General features: G+C 41.7%; 14 protein-coding genes and 1 pseudogene. 7 read left to right on the top strand and 8 right to left on the bottom strand.

The window, feature by feature from the left end:
- The first annotated feature begins 110 nt into the window (after window positions 1-110).
- From LC586_RS10745 to LC586_RS10735, 3 genes are read left to right on the top strand one after another with little or no spacing between them, the layout of a single operon-like run.
- On the top strand, window positions 111-1,430 hold the full coding sequence (locus tag LC586_RS10745; protein WP_229484525.1) for a hybrid sensor histidine kinase/response regulator: 1,320 nt from the start codon (window positions 111-113) through the stop codon (window positions 1,428-1,430).
- Window positions 1,431-1,468: 38 nt separating this feature from the next.
- Window positions 1,469-2,617, top strand: a complete 1,149-nt coding sequence (locus LC586_RS10740; protein WP_229484524.1) for an FIST signal transduction protein — start codon at window positions 1,469-1,471, stop codon at window positions 2,615-2,617.
- A gap of 6 nt (window positions 2,618-2,623) precedes the next feature.
- Window positions 2,624-3,667, top strand: a complete 1,044-nt coding sequence (locus LC586_RS10735) for an ATP-binding protein (RefSeq protein ID WP_229484523.1) — start codon at window positions 2,624-2,626, stop codon at window positions 3,665-3,667.
- Window positions 3,668-3,927: 260 nt separating this feature from the next.
- On the opposite strand, the gene LC586_RS10730 is transcribed toward LC586_RS10735, so the two are convergent.
- Entirely contained in the window at window positions 3,928-5,532 is a 1,605-nt protein-coding gene (locus LC586_RS10730) for an NAD(P)H-quinone oxidoreductase subunit N (RefSeq protein WP_229484522.1), read from the bottom strand.
- 3 nt (window positions 5,533-5,535) lie between these two features.
- Between LC586_RS10730 and LC586_RS10725 the strand changes: the two genes are divergently transcribed.
- Together LC586_RS10725 and LC586_RS10720 are read left to right on the top strand one after the other, a co-directional pair.
- Window positions 5,536-5,760: a hypothetical protein gene (locus LC586_RS10725; protein ID WP_229484521.1), complete on the top strand. Its 225-nt coding sequence runs from the start codon at window positions 5,536-5,538 to the stop codon at window positions 5,758-5,760.
- 2 nt (window positions 5,761-5,762) lie between these two features.
- Complete coding sequence (locus tag LC586_RS10720; RefSeq protein ID WP_229484520.1) at window positions 5,763-5,945, top strand: hypothetical protein; 183 nt, start codon at window positions 5,763-5,765, stop codon at window positions 5,943-5,945.
- 189 nt (window positions 5,946-6,134) lie between these two features.
- On the opposite strand, the gene LC586_RS10715 is transcribed toward LC586_RS10720, so the two are convergent.
- Window positions 6,135-6,407 carry a hypothetical protein gene (locus tag LC586_RS10715; protein ID WP_229484519.1) on the bottom strand — a complete coding sequence of 91 codons (273 nt, stop codon included), beginning with the start codon at window positions 6,405-6,407 and terminating at the stop codon, window positions 6,135-6,137.
- A 643-nt stretch (window positions 6,408-7,050) separates the two neighbouring features.
- Here LC586_RS10715 and LC586_RS10710 point away from each other — a divergent pair.
- Window positions 7,051-8,163: pseudogene (locus LC586_RS10710) on the top strand (IS1634 family transposase); the annotation flags it as partial.
- A 63-nt stretch (window positions 8,164-8,226) separates the two neighbouring features.
- Here the strand turns inward: LC586_RS10710 and LC586_RS10705 are convergent.
- Window positions 8,227-9,288, bottom strand: a complete 1,062-nt coding sequence (locus tag LC586_RS10705) for a WD40 repeat domain-containing protein (RefSeq protein ID WP_229484518.1) — start codon at window positions 9,286-9,288, stop codon at window positions 8,227-8,229.
- Between the two features lie 107 nt (window positions 9,289-9,395).
- The gene (locus tag LC586_RS10700) at window positions 9,396-10,367 is read right to left on the bottom strand and encodes a CobW family GTP-binding protein (protein WP_229484517.1); all 972 of its coding nucleotides are present in this window, start codon (window positions 10,365-10,367) and stop codon (window positions 9,396-9,398) included.
- A 309-nt stretch (window positions 10,368-10,676) separates the two neighbouring features.
- On the opposite strand from LC586_RS10700, the gene LC586_RS10695 reads away from it, so the two are divergent.
- Window positions 10,677-11,621: an all3515 family Zur-repressed PEP-CTERM protein gene (locus LC586_RS10695; protein ID WP_229484516.1), complete on the top strand. Its 945-nt coding sequence runs from the start codon at window positions 10,677-10,679 to the stop codon at window positions 11,619-11,621.
- A gap of 53 nt (window positions 11,622-11,674) precedes the next feature.
- Here LC586_RS10695 and LC586_RS10690 read toward each other — a convergent pair whose 3' ends face one another.
- From LC586_RS10690 to LC586_RS10675, 4 genes are all read right to left on the bottom strand, one after another.
- Entirely contained in the window at window positions 11,675-12,589 is a 915-nt protein-coding gene (locus tag LC586_RS10690) for an alpha/beta fold hydrolase (RefSeq protein ID WP_229484559.1), read from the bottom strand.
- Between the two features lie 95 nt (window positions 12,590-12,684).
- Window positions 12,685-13,119 (bottom strand): SufE family protein, encoded by a 435-nt coding sequence (locus LC586_RS10685; RefSeq protein WP_229484515.1) that lies wholly within the window; start codon window positions 13,117-13,119, stop codon window positions 12,685-12,687.
- 703 nt (window positions 13,120-13,822) lie between these two features.
- Window positions 13,823-14,332 carry an RNA recognition motif domain-containing protein gene (locus tag LC586_RS10680; RefSeq protein ID WP_229484514.1) on the bottom strand — a complete coding sequence of 170 codons (510 nt, stop codon included), beginning with the start codon at window positions 14,330-14,332 and terminating at the stop codon, window positions 13,823-13,825.
- 688 nt (window positions 14,333-15,020) lie between these two features.
- Window positions 15,021-17,288: a M48 family metalloprotease gene (locus LC586_RS10675; RefSeq protein WP_229484513.1), complete on the bottom strand. Its 2,268-nt coding sequence runs from the start codon at window positions 17,286-17,288 to the stop codon at window positions 15,021-15,023.
- Between the last annotated feature and the right edge of the window lie 143 nt (window positions 17,289-17,431).

The following is a 17,431-nucleotide window of genomic DNA, read 5'->3' as shown; positions in this document are numbered from 1 at the left end:
TGTTAGGCTATAAATTTATCAATCAGCCCGCCAATAAAACAAAGGTGACTTAGCTGCGATCGCAGAGCCAATAGTGAATAAGTAACAAGGAGTTAAATTCAGTTAAATACATGAATTACAAGACAGATATAAAAACGCTTGATTTACCAGAAGATAGTTTCATTCTAGTGGTAGATGATACTACTACAAACTTAGAAATTGTCTTTAACATATTAACTAATATAGGTTTTAACGTTACTACAGAAAAGAATGGAGAAAGTGCAATTAAGCAAGTTGAATCTAAACCTCCTGATTTGATTTTATTAGATGTAATGATGCCGGGTATAGATGGGTTTGAAACCTGCAAAAGACTGAAACAAAGCTCAGTGACTTGTGATATTCCAGTAATTTTTATGACGGCGGATTCTGATACTGACAGTAAGGTAAAAGGTCTAAATATAGGGGCAGTTGATTACATTACCAAGCCTTTTCATGAAGAAGAATTATTAGCTAGAATTAAAACCCATCTTCAATTACGAAATCTCACAAAAAATTTAGAAAAACGAGTTACAGAAAGGACAGCAGCGTTGTCTAGGGCATTAAAAGACTTACAAGAGTCTCAACTTCAGCTTGTACAGACAGAAAAAATGTCTGCCCTTGGTGAATTAGTAGCAGGAGTTGCTCATGAAATTAATAATCCAGTTGGTTTTATTCATGGCAATCTCCAACATGCTTCAGCATATTTTAAAGACATGATTAATATCATTAACCTCTATCAGCAGTATTATCCTAATCCGGTTCCAGAAATTAAAGAGGAAATTGCAGCGATAGATTTGAAGTATATACTTGCCGATCTACCTAACTTAATTTCCTCAATGAAAGAGGGTGTTCAGCGCATTCGTGACATTAGTATCAGTCTAAGAACCTTTTCTCGAGCAGATAGCGATCGCAAAGTTTCTTGCAACATTCATGATGGCATTGACAGCACAATCATGATTCTCAAACATCGCTTAAAAGCATCTGAGGATCATCCCGAAATTCAGGTAATTAGAAATTACGATAATTTGCCAGAAATAGAATGCTTTATCGGACAACTAAATCAGGTATTTATGAATTTATTAGCTAATGCTATTGATGCTTTAGAGGAGTCTAATGTAGGGCGCACCTATATTGAAATTGAAGCAAATCCCAATCAAGTTTTGATTCAGACTAGCCTCACTGAAAACAAAAAACATATTTTGGTTCGGATTAAAGATAATGGCGTGGGAATGTCACCTGATGTCGAGCAAAAAATCTTTGACCATTTATTCACCACCAAGCCTGTGGGTCAAGGTACAGGATTAGGGTTATCAATTGCTCGTCAAATTGTTGTCGAGAAACATGGAGGAACTCTGGAAGTAAATTCAGCACCAGAACAAGGTTCAGAGTTCATAATTAAGCTTCCCGTTTGAAAATCATAGCAAAAATAATTCTCCATATAGATAAAGTTATGTTTAAAGCAGTAGTCGGTCACAGTAACGATCCAGATTCTCTATCAGCAGTTGAAGAAGTTATTCAGCAATGTGTCAGTTTTCTTGCAGGAGATATACCAAAAGCTGGAATTCTTTTTGCTGCAATTGACTTTGAACATTCTCTTATTTTGCAGCAAATTCATCAGGCTTTTCCGGGGATTGAGTTGATTGGTGGAACAACAGATGGAGAAATTTCTTCAGTCTTAGAATTTCAGCAGGACTCAATCACCTTGATGTTATTTTGCTCAAACGAAGTTGAAATTCATGCAGCAGTTGGACGCAAAGTTTCAGGTGATCCAATTACTGCAACTAAACAAGCTGTGGAGCAAGCTAAAGCAAAAAGTACCGCAGCCCCAAAGCTATGTTTAACTCACCCAGAGAGCCTCACAACTAGTGGTGTGTCTATATTAAATGGCTTAAAACTAGCTCTTGGGCAACATGTGCCAATATTCGGTGGTTTGGCAGGCGATCAGTCAAGATATAAAAATACATATCAATTTTTTCAAACAGAAGTATTAAGTGATTCTGTACCAATTCTAATTTTTTCCGGCACAATATTGTTTTCCCACGGTGTTGCAAGTGGTTGGCATCCCATTGGTCAAACAAGCAAAGTGACTAAAGTAGATAAGAATATTCTCTATGAAATAGATGGTAAGCCAGCTTTAGATTTTTATCATCATTATCTAGGTTTGCTTCCTCCTTCAATGGAATATCCGCTAGCAGTCTTTGATCAGAATGGAGAAAAGTTTTATATAAGAGCACCTATTGCTTACAATCAGCAATCTGGTAGCATAACCTTTTTTGGAGATATTCCCGATCAAGCAATTATTCAAATTTCAGAAGCAGCTTATGAAGATATTCTTGAAGCTTCCAAAGCATCATTCATGAATGCCTTAGATAATTATCCAGGTACAGAACCTAGTGCTGTGTTGTTTTTTTCATGTGTAGCTCGTCGGCAAATACTTGGCACGAGGGCGCAAGAAGAGTACCAGAATACGAAATGTCTGACTGGCTATTTACCTGCCTGTGGATTTTATTCTTACGGAGAGATTGCTCCTATAGATAGAATTAGCCAGACGCAATTTCACAATGAAACTTTTGTAACTTTAATTTTGGGAAATCGGTAGAAGCTGATGGAAATTGCAAATTATCAACGAGAAATTAAGGAACTAAAAAAAGCAAATAGAATTATCCAAAAGCAATTGGAGCGTTCTGAATCAGACCGGATAAAACTTGAAGATATAAATAAAAAAAAAGAATCTTTGCTTAGGACAGTAATTGAGGAATTAAAGGAATATCAAAATAACTTAGAAGAAAGAAGGCAGGAACTAGAAATGATGCTTCTTAATCTTCAGATAATGCAGAATAAGATGTCTAGTTTGGGAAGCCTTGTTGCAGATGTAGCTCATGAAATTAACAACCCAGTTAGCTTTATAGCAGGTAATCTGGCTCCGGCTCAAGAGTATATTGAGAATTTGTTACATCTCATAAACCTTTATCAGCAGACCTATCCTAAAGCATCTCAGGAAATTCAAAAAACAATCGAAGTGATTGACCTTGAATATATGCGCGAGGATTTGCCTAAACTAATTTCCTCGATGAAAGAAGGCACAGATCGTATTTGTAACATTAGCAATAGCTTACGAATTTTCTCTAGAGCAGATACAGAACAAAAAGTTATTTTTAACATTCATGAAGGTATTAACAGCACTCTCATAATTCTCAAGCATCGGTTGAAAGCTAATAAGATTCGTCCTGATATTCAAGTAGTTAAAGATTATGGCGAATTTCCTCCAATCAAATGTTTTCCAGGACAACTGAATCAAGTATTTATGAATTTATTGGCAAATGCTATTGATGCTGTAGAAGAGTCTAACTCTGGACTGAGTTTTGATAAAATCAAGGAAAATCCCAATCAAATTACAATTCATACTGCCCTCATAGAAAATACAAATCACGCATTGATTCGGATTCAAGATAATGGTGTAGGAATATCGGCTGATGTTCAGCAGAAAATGTTTGACCATTTATTCACAACCAAACCTGTCGGAAAAGGGACAGGATTAGGATTATCAATCGCTTATCAAATAATTGTCCAAAAACATAGAGGAACTTTTAAAGTAAATTCTGTGTTAGGGGAAGGTTCTGAGTTTATAATCACGATTCCAATTTATTAAAGTAGCAAATATACCAATTATTCAAGTTAATTTTAATAAAAATAAAAGTTAAGGCTAAAACTTTTTGTCAAAGTTATTTTTTAACGTAGACGCAAAGCGGCTTGCCGCAGGCTACCGCGTTCGCGCAGCGTCTCGTTAGAGAAGGACGCGAAAAACGCGAAGGAAGAGAAAAAAGAGAAGGATTAAATAATATGACAAACGCCTGTCTGCTCATTAGCAAACAGACGTTTCTTTAAGTACAAAATTTGGTTAAGACTCGATTAAATCTTAGCGGTATAATCAACTGAGGGTTGAGACTGACTAACCGAATCTAACTTTGGTAAAAGCAGTGGATTTTCTGCTTTTACATTAGTGTTGATTGTTGCTTGCAAAATTGGGGTATTGGAGATGGAATTGTTCGCCAATGTAAACAGTGGATTTGACAAAATCCCTGCTATGGAAGTGGCAATTAATGTTACCACCAACCCGACCTGCAAAGGTCTTAGCCCAGGCAGATCCCAACGCACTTGTGGATAATTCTTCACCGAGTCGGACATTTCATGGGGTTCTTTGACTACCATCATTTTAACTACACGAATGTAGTAGTAGATGGAGACGACGGTGGTAACTAAGCCCAGCAAGACTAACCAATAAAGACCTGCTTGCCAACCAGCCCAGAATAAGTAAATCTTGCCGAAAAACCCAGCCAATGGTGGAATACCACCCAAGGAAAGCAGGGAGATACTCAACCCCAGTGTTAAGAGTGGGTCTTTTTGATATAAACCAGAGTACTCAGCAATCTGGTCGGTTCCCGTCCGCAGTGAGAACAGGATGATGCAGGTAAAGCCGCACAGGTTCATGAACAGGTAAACCAGTAGGTAGAATATCATACTGGCATAGCCCGCTTGTGTACCAGCAATCAAGCCAATCATCACAAACCCAGCTTGGGCAATAGATGAATAAGCTAGCATCCGTTTCATGCTGGTTTGGGCTAGGGCGACTACGTTACCCAAAATCATGCTGAGAACGGCCAGAGCAGTGAAGACAAACCTCCACTCCTCAGCAACAAGGGGGAAGGCTGTTGTCAGCAAGCGGATGGCTAGGGCAAACCCAGCTGCTTTGGAACCAACAGATAAAAAGGCGATGACTGGGGTGGGAGCGCCTTCGTAAACGTCTGGTGTCCACTGGTGGAAGGGTGCAGCGGAGATTTTGAAGCCAATACCTGCGATCGCAAAAACCAACGCAATCACTAAACCTAAAGATTGTCCCACTTTAGCTGTGGCAATGCCATTAGCGATCGCACTTAGTTCAGTTTGTCCTCCAGATAGTCCATACAGCAGTGATACACCGTACAAAAATACTGCTGTACTGGAAGCTCCAATTAACAAGTATTTCAGCGCCGCTTCATTGGAGCGGGGATCACGTTTGGTATAACCTGTCAATAGATAAGAGGAAATACTCAGGGTTTCTAGGGAGATGAAAATCATCACCAACTCACTAGCCCCGGATAAAAACATCCCTCCCAAAGTAGCACTCAGCAAAATAGCGAGAAATTCTGCTAAAGCGGTGCCGCTTTGCTCAACGTAGCGAATTGACATCAGTATAGTGGCGATCGCAGACAAGGCAATAATCCCGCGAAAGACGATACTCAGGTCATCACTATTAAAGCTACCGGTAAAACCGATGGGATTAGGAGCGTCCCATTGAAAATATAGGGCGACAATCGAAGCAAATAAACCTGCGATCGCTAGATATGCAATCCAGCGTGCGGATGTACGCCCCAAAATCAAATCAACAATCAAAACCCCCAAGAGGGTGAGAATAACAATCCCCTCTGGCAAAATCGTTCCAGCGTTTAGCTGGGATGCAATATTAGCAAAATCCATGAGATGTATAGGTTTTGGGGATTAGACATTAAGGCTAACTCTGTTCACTCTAGCAAGTTTTCTAATCCCCGGACTAGCTCTTTTAACAAGAGCTTAACAGCTTGGGTGCAGATGGCGATTGCACCAATTTCACTGGCTGACCAGCAGCTTTCTCAGTATCTAGGAATTTACCTAACAGCTTCTCTACCTTGTTTTTCAGGCGTGACCTTTAGCGAAGATCATAAATAATTATGCCGCAACGAGTGCGTGCCGTAGGCGATCGCCACGGACAAAAAGCTCATAAAATTAATAAGGGCACAGCAATGCTCATTGGTGTCAACTTAAGTCAGAGAGCTTCATTCCACAGTCATTTTACCCCACACGCTATCCGGCTCCACGCAGGTGAACCCCAAGACCGCACTGGCTCCCCTTAATCCCCTCCCCGTTCACGGGGAGGGGAGATTTTGTCGTTAGACAAAAGCGGGGTGGGGTTCCGACGGCTTAATTAGTGGCTTAATTAGTAATTGAGTGGACTTGATATAACGTCATTGCAAGGGTTTTACGTTAAGTTGACACCTATGAGCAATGCTGTGCCCCTACAATATTCATAATTCCTAAGTTTATTAAAAACCGACGGATGGCAGCTTGCCTTGTAGCGACTGAAATTTAGACTGAACACAGTTGGCACAATTGCAACCAAGTTGATCAATAATCGGATTCGATGTTTGAGTCAACTTTGGTGTTGCCAGATCAGGAATTTGTTGTGTAGATGCTACCGTAATAATTTGTGTAGCGTATAGAGATTTTAGGCTGGATGCGTGTGCTGGATTGACTACCAGCAGCATGGATACTAGAAATGCGGGACAGGCAAGTACAATCAGTTTGATTATGTTCATAATTTACACAAATACACCTTTGCTGATACAGCATAGCCAATAAATTGCCGAGGTTCAACTTTAATAATTCGTAATTTTTGGGTTTAATTACTCTTCTTCCAAAGGCAGAGGCTAATTTGACACTCCCCAGCCCTAAAGGGACGGGGATTCTTGAAGAGTCCACAAACGAACTTTCAATGGGGAAGAGCAAAAACACCCTAGACGCTCAAAACAACTACCAATTGCATTAGGTGTTGCAATTGCGCTTATATGCAAATTTTTTATTGCTTTGGGAGTCCATCACAACGCCAGTTAGGTACGCTCAACACCCTGCCATTATTTGCCCTTTAACTATTCCGAATCGAGTCGGATATGTCCGTTGCCGGGATTGCTCCGTACTAGGATGGTTCAACACGCAGATGGTTATTCTTACTCGCTTTTTCTTACTGGGATTATACCACTGTGGCTAAAGCCACGCAATCGTTTTACTGCGGATAAATCCGCCACCGACTTATCCCCATGTCTGATCTTGGGGCTTGCGTCTCGCTTTTCGGTCAACGTCTATAAGTGGCGCTTTTTTTCAGTCTGCGTATAAATACCTTGATGTAACCCAGATTCTGCAGGTGCGATCGTAAATGCTGTATTTTTGAAAATGACCTAAATGCTGCATTTTAGAATCATGACAGCATCACCATTAGATATCAGGGTACAGGATATCGCCAACTTTAAACAGCAGTGGCAAATCGACGCTTTGTTTGTAGCGGACGCGGCACTTTATACGGAAGAAAACCTGAAACAAATGCAACAACTACGTTGGCTCTCAAGAGTGCCTGCGACCCTTACTGCTGCTAAACACCTGTTAGATAACGTCCACCAAGAGGCGTTTATGGAGAGTTCATTGCCAGGTTACCGTATTGCGTCGTGCTGTAGTAATTATGCTGATGTGCAACAACGTTGGGTAGTCGTTGAGAGTCAAGCACGGAAAGAGGCTGACCTCAAACAGTTAGACAAACGTTTAGCCAAACAGTTATCGAAAGCTCAATCTGAACTCAGGCAGTTATGTCAACAACAGTTTGCCTGTGAAAAGGATGCACTACTAGCAGTTCAACGCTTTGAATCTAAGCTGCCCTTATATCAGCTTGTTGATATCCAAGTAATTGAAAACAAGCAACACAAAGGACGTGGCAGACCCCGAAAGGATGCTGTGGCGACTTCTCACTACCGGATTTGTGCAACACTAACGCCCAAGGAAACTGCTGTAGAAGTTGAAGTCCAAAAAGCCGGAAGGTTTATCTTGGCGACAAATGTTCTTGATGCCAATCAACTAAGTGATGTTGAGCAGTTGAGCAACGATGACTTGCTGCGGGAGTACAAGGCTCAACAATCTACCGAGCGGGGTTTTCGGTTCCTCAAAGACCCTCTTTTTTTCACCTCAAGTGTCTTCCTTAACTCACCAGACCGGGTTGCAGCACTAGCGATGGTCATGGGTCTGTGCCTATTAGTTTATTCTCTGGGACAAAGGGCACTGCGTCAAGCTCTGGATTCAGCTAAACAGACCATCCACAATCAGGTGGATAAGCCTACTGCCACTCCCACTATGCGTTGGGTGTTTCAGTGTTTTATGTCGATTCATCTAGTAACGATCGCCAACGTTAAACAAATTGCCAATCTTACGGATGAACGACGTTGGATTCTTCAGTTTCTCGGTGCCCCTTGCCGAAAATATTACAGGACTTACCTGAGAAACCTGCAAAATCTGGGATGTAACGGTATTTAATTACGAATTACGTTAGCGCAGCGTTAGCGAGTCCTCGAGCGTCATTACGAATTACGAATTATTTTAACTGCGTCCAAATCCTTGACCCCGCAAAACCTTTGACCATACAACTAATTCACCCTGCTCACCCCCTGCGGCCAGGAACTTACCTTGGGGATGCCAAGCTAGGCTGGAAAAGCCTGCTGAGACACCTGTGATAATTTGGGATACTTCCTTAGCTTTCTTCCACAAACATAACCAGCCGTCAGCAGCAGCAGAAGCGAGAAGGAAGCTTTTGGGTGCAAAGGCGATCGCATTGATCACATCTACATGATTTGTTAATACTCGCGCTTCCCAACCTAAAGAATCATCCTCTAGCTTTTCCCACACCACAATACCTTCAACGCTAGAAGATGCCAGTATTGGCGCACCCACTTTAGTAGTAGCTTCTGACCATGCCAATTGGCGAATTTTCCCAGGAAAGCCACGCATTACCCAAGGATCAGGGTTATTCCATTCTAAAACGGTGACACTACGATCCATATTGCCAGAAGCAAGGAATTTGCCATCGGGCGACCAAGCCATCGCTACGCTGACACTAGGCATATCCAAGATGTATGGTTCTTCATCCCAGTTTTGACTATGCCAAATCTTGATACCCTGATAACCGCTAATGGCTAAGTATTGCCCATCAATGCGCCAATCAATGCCCAATACTGACGAGTTTTCAAAATTCAGCGTCACAACAATTTTACGAGTATCTGCATCCCAAACTTGGACGTAACGCCCTAAACTAAAAGCCAGTTGGTTACTGGTGTAATTCCAAGCTAGCTTGTCAACCCATGCGGGGGCATTTTCTAACGTGGCGATTAATTCAGTGTCGCGCCAAATTTTCACCTGTCCATCTTGTCCACCAACGGCTAAAAATTTTCCATCGGTTGAAAAAGCTAGACAGTCTAATGATTTACCGTTACCAGTTTGTAAGGTTGTGAGTTCGCCATCATTCCACACAACTACTTCACCGGCGGCGGAAGTTGCTGCTAAAGTTTTACCTTGTGGCGACCAAGCGATCGCAGTTACATAATCTGAAAGTGTCTCCGAATAGTGTTGTTCAAATTCCTTAGATTTGCTGGTTGTAGAGTTCATAGTTATGTAGAGAAGTTAGGAGTTAGGAGTTAGGAGTTAGAAGTTAGGAGTTAGGAGTTAGGAATTTTTAACTCATAACTCATCACTCATAACTCCTAACTCGCTTTTTAAACTAGACAAGCGAGAAAATCTTGCTTGAGTTGGGCTGCATCAAGATTGCGACCGATGAACACTAGTTCGTTTTTGGGAGTTTCGCTTGGTTTCCAGGGGCGATCGGGTTTGCCATCAAATATCATGTGTACTCCTTGGAATACAAATCGATTATCTTCTCCAGCAATATTTAAAATGCCTTTCATCCGAAAAATATCTGGGCCTTGGGTACGCAGTAACTCGGAAAGCCAAGCGTTTAATTTTTCTCCATCGACTGCACCTGCTTCTACTAAAGCCACAGAAAAGACGCTTTCATCGTGTACATGAGCATCTTCGCCTAAGAAATTTGGATCAATTTCTAATGCACGGTCTAAATCAAAGGCTTTTACACCTAATAAAGCATCTATTCCTAGTTCAGAATTTTGGGTACGGTAGATTTTTGCGATCGCATTCATCGCCCGAATCCGTTTTTCTAATTCATCCAACTCTTGCGGCGCTACCAAATCTGTTTTATTAAGTAAAATTACATCGGCAAAGGCAATCTGTTCTTGTGCTTCGTCTGCATCCCAATGCTGCCAAATATGTTTGGCATCTACGACTGTCACCACCGCATCTAGAGACAGTTGGCTTTGCAAATCTTCATCTACAAAAAATGTCTGAATCACTGGTGCAGGATCGGCTAATCCAGTCGTTTCAATTACTATATGGTCAAATTTATCGCGCCGCTTCATCAAATTGCCAATGATCCGAATTAAGTCGCCGCGCACTGTACAACAGATACAGCCGTTGTTCATTTCAAAAATTTCTTCATCTGCATCGATAATCAATTGATTATCAATACCCACTTCCCCAAATTCATTGACAATCACAGCAACTTTTTTGCCATGTTCGTAGGTGAGGATGTGATTGAGTAGAGTCGTTTTACCTGCTCCCAAATAGCCTGTAAGAACAGTAACGGGAACTGAATTGTTGATTACGTCAGCCACCATACTCTAAATTCCTCTTGTCTCACCTTATGGATAATCATTATCGCCTATGATAAATCTTTTTATATTTTTGTGCGAACTTGCTGTTATTTTGGGTTTCAGCAAAATAATCACATAATTTAATCACCAAACATTTTATTTTTATGCATCTGTAATAAGTAGTAAATATTCACAAGTTGGCGTAGCTGATAGGAACATTGCATATAAGCCGACCTACCCTGTGGGAATTTGCAAGCTAGTACCTTGACATTGCTACGGAATTTATGATAATCATTATCATATATAAAAATTATACATTGATGGAGAAGCGTGGTGGTTTCAAGAAACACTACCTGCTTGAAAAAGCAAGTAACTCAAACAGGTCAAGCATCTGCGTCTCTTGCAGTTAGCTTTTTAGTCGTTGCACCACTGGTTTTATCTACCACTTTTGCACCCGCACAAGCAGATGATACTCATAATCATTCGGAAGAAACGGGCTTTTACATTGGGTTAGATGGTTTGGAGGCTCTCTCTACAGGGACATACGCAGGATTGGAAAACCCCAACTACAATCGTTTGACCCTTCTGTTTGCACACAGGAATGAAGACACGCCGGAATCAAGCCATTTCCACGGGATTGGTGCTTATAGCTACTCAGGGCCATTAGATAACCCAACCATTAACCCAACCAATACAAATAACCGAATTCCTGAGTCTTACTCAGAACAACCGCCGCTAACATTATTACCTGGCACAGGGTTTTATACTGGTCGCTTGATTAGTACTGCAACAGATAAGGAATATAGCAATCTGACAATAGAACCTATAGCATCTCTAAAAACTTCAAAAGAATTAGACAATCAGTATTTGTTCAATAGCTCTAATGGTCGTTGGCAGCGATCGCTTGAGGGTGCAAATATTGGTTTACAATTAGCCTCAATTAGTAGTGGATTGAATATTGGTGATTCAGTAGGCGTTGATATTGTCAAGTCAGTCGGCGATATCTACACAATCGGCAGTGGTGATAATTTTTCGTTCACCCCTACTTTTTGGACTGATGCTGCTGCACCACTGGGAACTTATTCTGCATCATTCAAATTAGTGGATTTAGGCACTGATAATCACCGTATTCCCTTTAAAGAGTCTGGCACTTTCAGTTTTGATTTTGAAGTCAAGACAGTGCCTGAGTCATCAACTGTTCTTGGTCTTGGTATAGTCGGTCTACTAGCGCTTTCTCTTTCTCGCTTGCAAAAACTTACTCGCAGTAGCTTGAACTAATCTTAATCTCGCACCAAGGTGCAAAATTATTCTTTGCCTCTTGGTGCGAGAATTTAATTTTTTCGAGAGAACAAAAAATCTTGAACTGCTTCTAAAACAACTGCTGGGTATTCTTCATGCAGTCCCAGAGAACCAGGTATGACAACGCTTCTCACTCCTGGTAAGGCTACCAAAGCGTTCATTTCTTCTCGTGATTTGGGGGGGCTGGATTCCCCAATTACTACCATGAGCGGTACAGTTAAAGACTGCACAAGTCCCAGAAAATCAGATTGTTCGTGTACAGCATCGAGATTACCAGTTACAAAGGCAGCAGAAGCAAATCGCGCTCCTGGTTGTTGAGTCATGTGCCACTTCTTCTTAATGAAACTGGGTGTAATTTTAGCCGCGTCAGTAAAGACATGACGGCGGTACATAAAACTTAAGAAAGATTGGCTAGTGTTAAGTTTGTAGAGAGCTTGACCAAGTATAGGCGATCGCACCAATTCTCTCACCATGCCAGCTATTTGCTGACTTGCCCCCATTGTTGGTAAAGGCCCACGCCAAGTAGGAGCTAACAACAAAATTCGTGAGAAAGTAGCAGGTTGTTTGACAGCTAATTGTAAAACGTAACTAGCACCATGACCAGCCGCCACCACAGTAATGGGAGTATTAAAAATAGTTTTGACAAAATCTTCCAGAAATTGCTGATATATTTCTGGTCGGTAATTCAAGCTAGGGCGAGAAGATTCACCAAAACCTGGCCAGTCTATGGCTACAACTTTAAAATTGGGAGCTAGTAACCTGGCAAGTTCGCCTACTTCCAAACGCGTCGAAACACTGCTGAAAGATGGTAGCAGCAATAGCGGTGAACCTTTACCGAGGGTTTCATAAACAACTCGCAATTGCTGATTTTCCCAGTTCCAGAGATATTCTTGAACTACTCCACCAAAACCAATAGCAGCAGGGGTAGATAATAAATTTGTTGACATGAGACTAAATTTTGGTAGTTGTACCTTATTTGTCATTTGTCAGTTGTCCTTTGTCATTTGTCATTTGTCCTTTGCTAATGACCAATGACTAATGACTAATGACCAATTTTAGATTCCAATGCTTTTTTTTGCATGGTTTTAAAAATATTGTAAAATCCATTAGCACGGGAAGGTGTCAGGCTAACATTTAAACCTGTTTCTTGAATAAAATCTGGAGTCAGCTGGACAATCTCACTTGGCGTTAGTCCATGTAATCCTTCAACCAGAAGCCCGACTAATCCTTTGGTTAACTGAGAATCGGAATCACCCTGAAACACAACCTTACCGTCATCCAAGGCTGCTGTGATATAAACTTGAGACACACAACCAGGAACTTTATTTTCGGGTAATTTATCAGCTTCTGGGAACTCATTGAGCTTCTGAGCATACCAGATTAGCTGTTCGTAGCGTCGCTTCGGTTCGGAAGCGCGTTGAAAGCGCTGGACAATTTTAGCGAGCGCAGGTGGCAAAGAATCTAGAGTTGAGGACATAACAGAAGCTGCAAATGATCGGTATCACCTTGAGTGTAGATTATCTTTAGAGCGATGCCTACGGTGGTCACTGAGCTTTGTCGAAGTGCGGGCTGCGCCTGTGCGCCTCCGGTTCACCTTGGCATATCAGCTAGCTATAACCTGTCAAATCTAGACAATTATTGCGTAGGCGCAGCCCGCCGTAGGCATCGCATTCATTTTCAGTCAGGTTTTTCAATGCGCCTAATCACAAAAACTTAATTTTTTTATAAGCAAGCTCTAACAGTAACTCTATGGAAGGTATTGTTGTATCAGTATAGACTTACTATTACGTAAGGATGTGGAATGCGTGAAATTTATGTGTCGCTTGATTTTACTAGGAGTTACGCACTGTACAAATGCATCGTGATGTGCATTACCTAAAATAGGAAGTTTTCAGGCTTTTCTTAATTATTCTGCGATCGTAAATAGACCATGTTGTAGGGGCACAGCAATGCTGTGCCCTTACGAAAGATATAGTTTTTAACGTTGCTCCATATTTAATACTTCTTGTCAATGCGTAAGTCCTATTTACTATGCGATACCTAGGTTAGGCTGCGCCTACCCACTTACCAAATTAGCTGCAATTAGCTTTTAACTAAGCAGCTAGGTAATAATCAACAATTAAAAATTAAAAATCAAAAAAAATTCTGATTTTTAATTTTTAATTTCTCTCCCTTAGGGATTAATTCGTAGTTTGTGCAGCTAACATCTGCTTCAGCTTTTCTAATTCCGAAGCCCAACGAGGATCTGGACGAATAGCGTCTGAATCGGTGGTTGTGGTGCTGTTTTCACGAGAACCTCCGCCACCGCCGCCGCCACGACGAGGCTTCTTAGAGCTTTTTTCGCGGCGGCTACCTTCTCTATTAGGGCTAGGAGTGGGGGTACTACTAGCAGCAAGAGTAACTGGTTTTGGAGGTTGCTCATCACCCTCATCACCTTTTGTCCGAGGTAATGCCTTCTCTAGCTTAATCGGAGTGTCTTTGAACATCTGACCATTATATTTTTCAATAATTTCGTCAGCTTGTTCGTCGTTGTTGACTGTAAGAAAACCAAAACCACGGCATTTGCCAGTTTTACGGTCTTTAATTAATTTAGTAGTTACAGCATCACCTTCTGCTGCAAAAACTGCTTGCAGATCCTGACGATCTATTTCTTCTTTAGGCAAATTACCTATATATAGGCGAATGGACATGAACTATACCTCCAGAGTTGAATGAACATGGCAAGGCAAGAAAACAATCACTTGGCTTTGGCTTTTAAATAGATGCTATTGACCAAGACTGCCATAAACCAATTTTTTTGCTCGAAACTGTCAACCTATACAACAATACAGTTTTTCGTCGGGATCAAGCTTGTTTAATCCAAAAGCCCACACTATGTATGGTGAGCTAATAACACCTTAATTCTAAGAATTGTAAATTTAATAGTCTATTGCCTGCTAAAGTACACGCTTTCTTCCATGCCTTTTTCGCAGAATCAAATACCATTCCTTACATTACCACGGTATTTTCTACGTAGCTAGTTTAGCGCATACATTTCTGACGTTAGTATTACTGCATCGTAACATAAAACACATTTTTTATTCAACCAAGCATATTTTGAAACAAAAACCAGCCAGTGGCTGGTTAATTTCCTGCTGTGTTGGGAGGATAAAAAGTATGGAGCGGGGGAAAAGCATCCGAATTCATAACTAAGCTGTAGTGCTGAGTTATGTCGTTTGCTATTGTTTGTGTAAATAAATGTAACACTTTGAAAGAAAACCTGCAACTTTTGTTTACATTCCTATTTGTCCTTTGTCCTTTGTCCTTTGTCCTTTGTCCTTTGCTAATGACTAATGACTAATGACTAATGACTAATGACCAATGACCAATGACCAATAACTAACCAGTGAGAAAAATGTATGCGCCCCAAGCCTGTGCTGCAACTGCTAAAAAAGTAGACCAAATGGGATGAGGGCTATGAATGGTTTTACCACTTTGAGTTTCCAGGGTTTGGATATCGATCCAAGGTGTTGCTCCTCGGCGGAACCAACCTGTGACAATAATTTGCCTACCAATGAGATCCTGGTGATTGACTGGCTGTCCTAGCCAAGAAATGTGGTGTAATTTCACTAAACCTGCGCTGGATTGAAGGATTAAATCTTGCGCTAGGGAGTTGCTAGTGCCTTGACGACCTAATAATTTACCCACAAGACGCACGCTGATGCTATCAATTGGTAAAGCAGAAGGGTCAGCTAACAGGTTGGGTAGGTAATCGTCAGTTTGCACAGTGGCAGGTTTAATATCGGGGAAGAAAGAATTAATCCGCATCACTGTACCGATGCTAAAGCCAATCAGAAGGCAGCCTGTAATGAAAGACCAATCTTCATATATCCACTTTAGATTTAAAAACTTGAGTGCGAATGCTAGTTGCCACATTAGCCAGACTAAACCTGCAAACAGAACCCCTAGAGGAATTCCCAACCAGGGAGCGATTTGTAATAAGAAAGACTGACGCTTAACTTTTGATGGCTCGCTAGCAAAATGTAATTCGGTGTCTAGATGCCAGTGACGGGCTATTTGGCAGAGGCGTTCGATGCGATCGCCCATCAGGGGATGACTATTATTAATCGTAAACCATCGGCGATAGGGATTGGCAGTATCCCACTTCAAAAATGATTCAAAAGATAGATTGCTGGCAATAGTGCCCAAAGAAAGGCTCTGTTGCTGGCTGACTGGTGTCAAGAGATTTAAGCTTTCTAGTTGCCAACTGGTCTGTTCCTCTTTTTGGATATCAGCTGCAATGCCAATGGCAATTTTGAGTAAAGCCCGAATCAGGGCATTGGGATTACCTGTAATTTCAGAGGCGACGCGATCGCTATAATAAAGCCGCAACCGCGACAACCACAATGCAGTCCCAGTCAGCAAACACCAAACTCCATAAACGATACTAGCTAGAATTGCCACCGGAGGGCGCCAAATCCCTGATATTTTATCTCCCCAATTCGATACTTGCTGATATAGCTGATGAATTGGTAGTGTCACCAGCAGCAACAAAGACATCACAGCAAAATCCCAGTGAGCAATATGCCCTAGCTGCGTGGCGTAAATAATGGCGATTTCATCATCTGCTAGTTGCTCTAATAGTCCCTGACTCACAACAATCCTGGCATTACGTGGTAAACTACCATAAGTCAGGATAATTGGTGCAGCCATTGGTAAAATCCGCAGTTTGGGTAACGGCCAGTGCCTCTGTTGGCAACAACGTTGTAGCACCCGAACAGCTTCGCGGCTATGGGCATTCAATACATCTTTGGGAAATTCTCGCTGACCATACAAGTTCGCCAGTAGCAGATCCAGCAACCAAGGTGATACTCCGATTAAAAGCACCAATACTATTAGCAACAATTTAGTAGGGTCGCGGTATAAAAGCTGCAATGGCTCCAGATAAGGTAGTTTGACTAAAGTCTGGTTGATGAATCCCATTGCTAATTTGAGCATTTCTCGCATCACCCAAAACAGAGCGATGAATGTTCCTGCTGTCAGCAACCGTAAAGGGATTAATTTCGGTTTACGTAGGGGTTGCCATGCTCTGGCGCGTTGTGCTTGTCGCCAATAAATAACACCGAATAATTTAGCTTGGGTGCGGGTGACAGAACCCATGAAACCGCTTAAGGGCACAGATCCTGCTGCTGGCAGTGGTGTCGCTACTGTAGCTTTGAGTCTAGCTAGTGGCACCATCGGCGGGGTTTCGTCGCTCTTGGTTTCTATTACTTGATCTTTTGGCTGTTCCTCTAATGTAGGAGTTTCCGGGGGGGTAACTGGGGAAGAATCTGGGGTTGAGTTATCAAAGGCAACAAATCCAGTTTCGACATTTTTTGATTCTTGATCGCGTTTTTGACGTTTTGTCAGGTGTTCGAGAGCGCGTGTTGCCCACTCTTGAACTTGCGGATTGTTACTCTCAATGAGATTCTGAGAAATAGCGATCGCTTTGGAGGCTTCTCCAATCCGTGCATAAGCCATCACTAAACCAACCTGGGCTTGTAAGCTAGCAGTACCATTACTTTGGCTGCTAGCAATAGGTTCTAGTCGAGCGATCGCTGTTTGGTAATTTCCCTGCTTGAGGGCAACTAAACCAGCCTCCAAAGACGGTTTGGCATGTGAAGGCATACAAATTCTGGCACTCCAATCTCTTCTAAATGATCCACGTTTGTGCAAAAGCGCGAACCTCGGATGCCGTGGAAATCAACCGCGCTCAAGTTTTGCTTGTCAAGTGAATGATAAAGATTGAATTCAGAAGTCAGGGGCAAAGC

The organism is Nostoc favosum CHAB5714 (assembly GCF_020829495.1).
Classification (GTDB): domain Bacteria; phylum Cyanobacteriota; class Cyanobacteriia; order Cyanobacteriales; family Nostocaceae; genus Nostoc; species Nostoc favosum.
The sequence above is the reverse complement of the archived record's forward strand: the minus strand, read 5'-3'. Positions and strand labels throughout refer to the sequence as shown.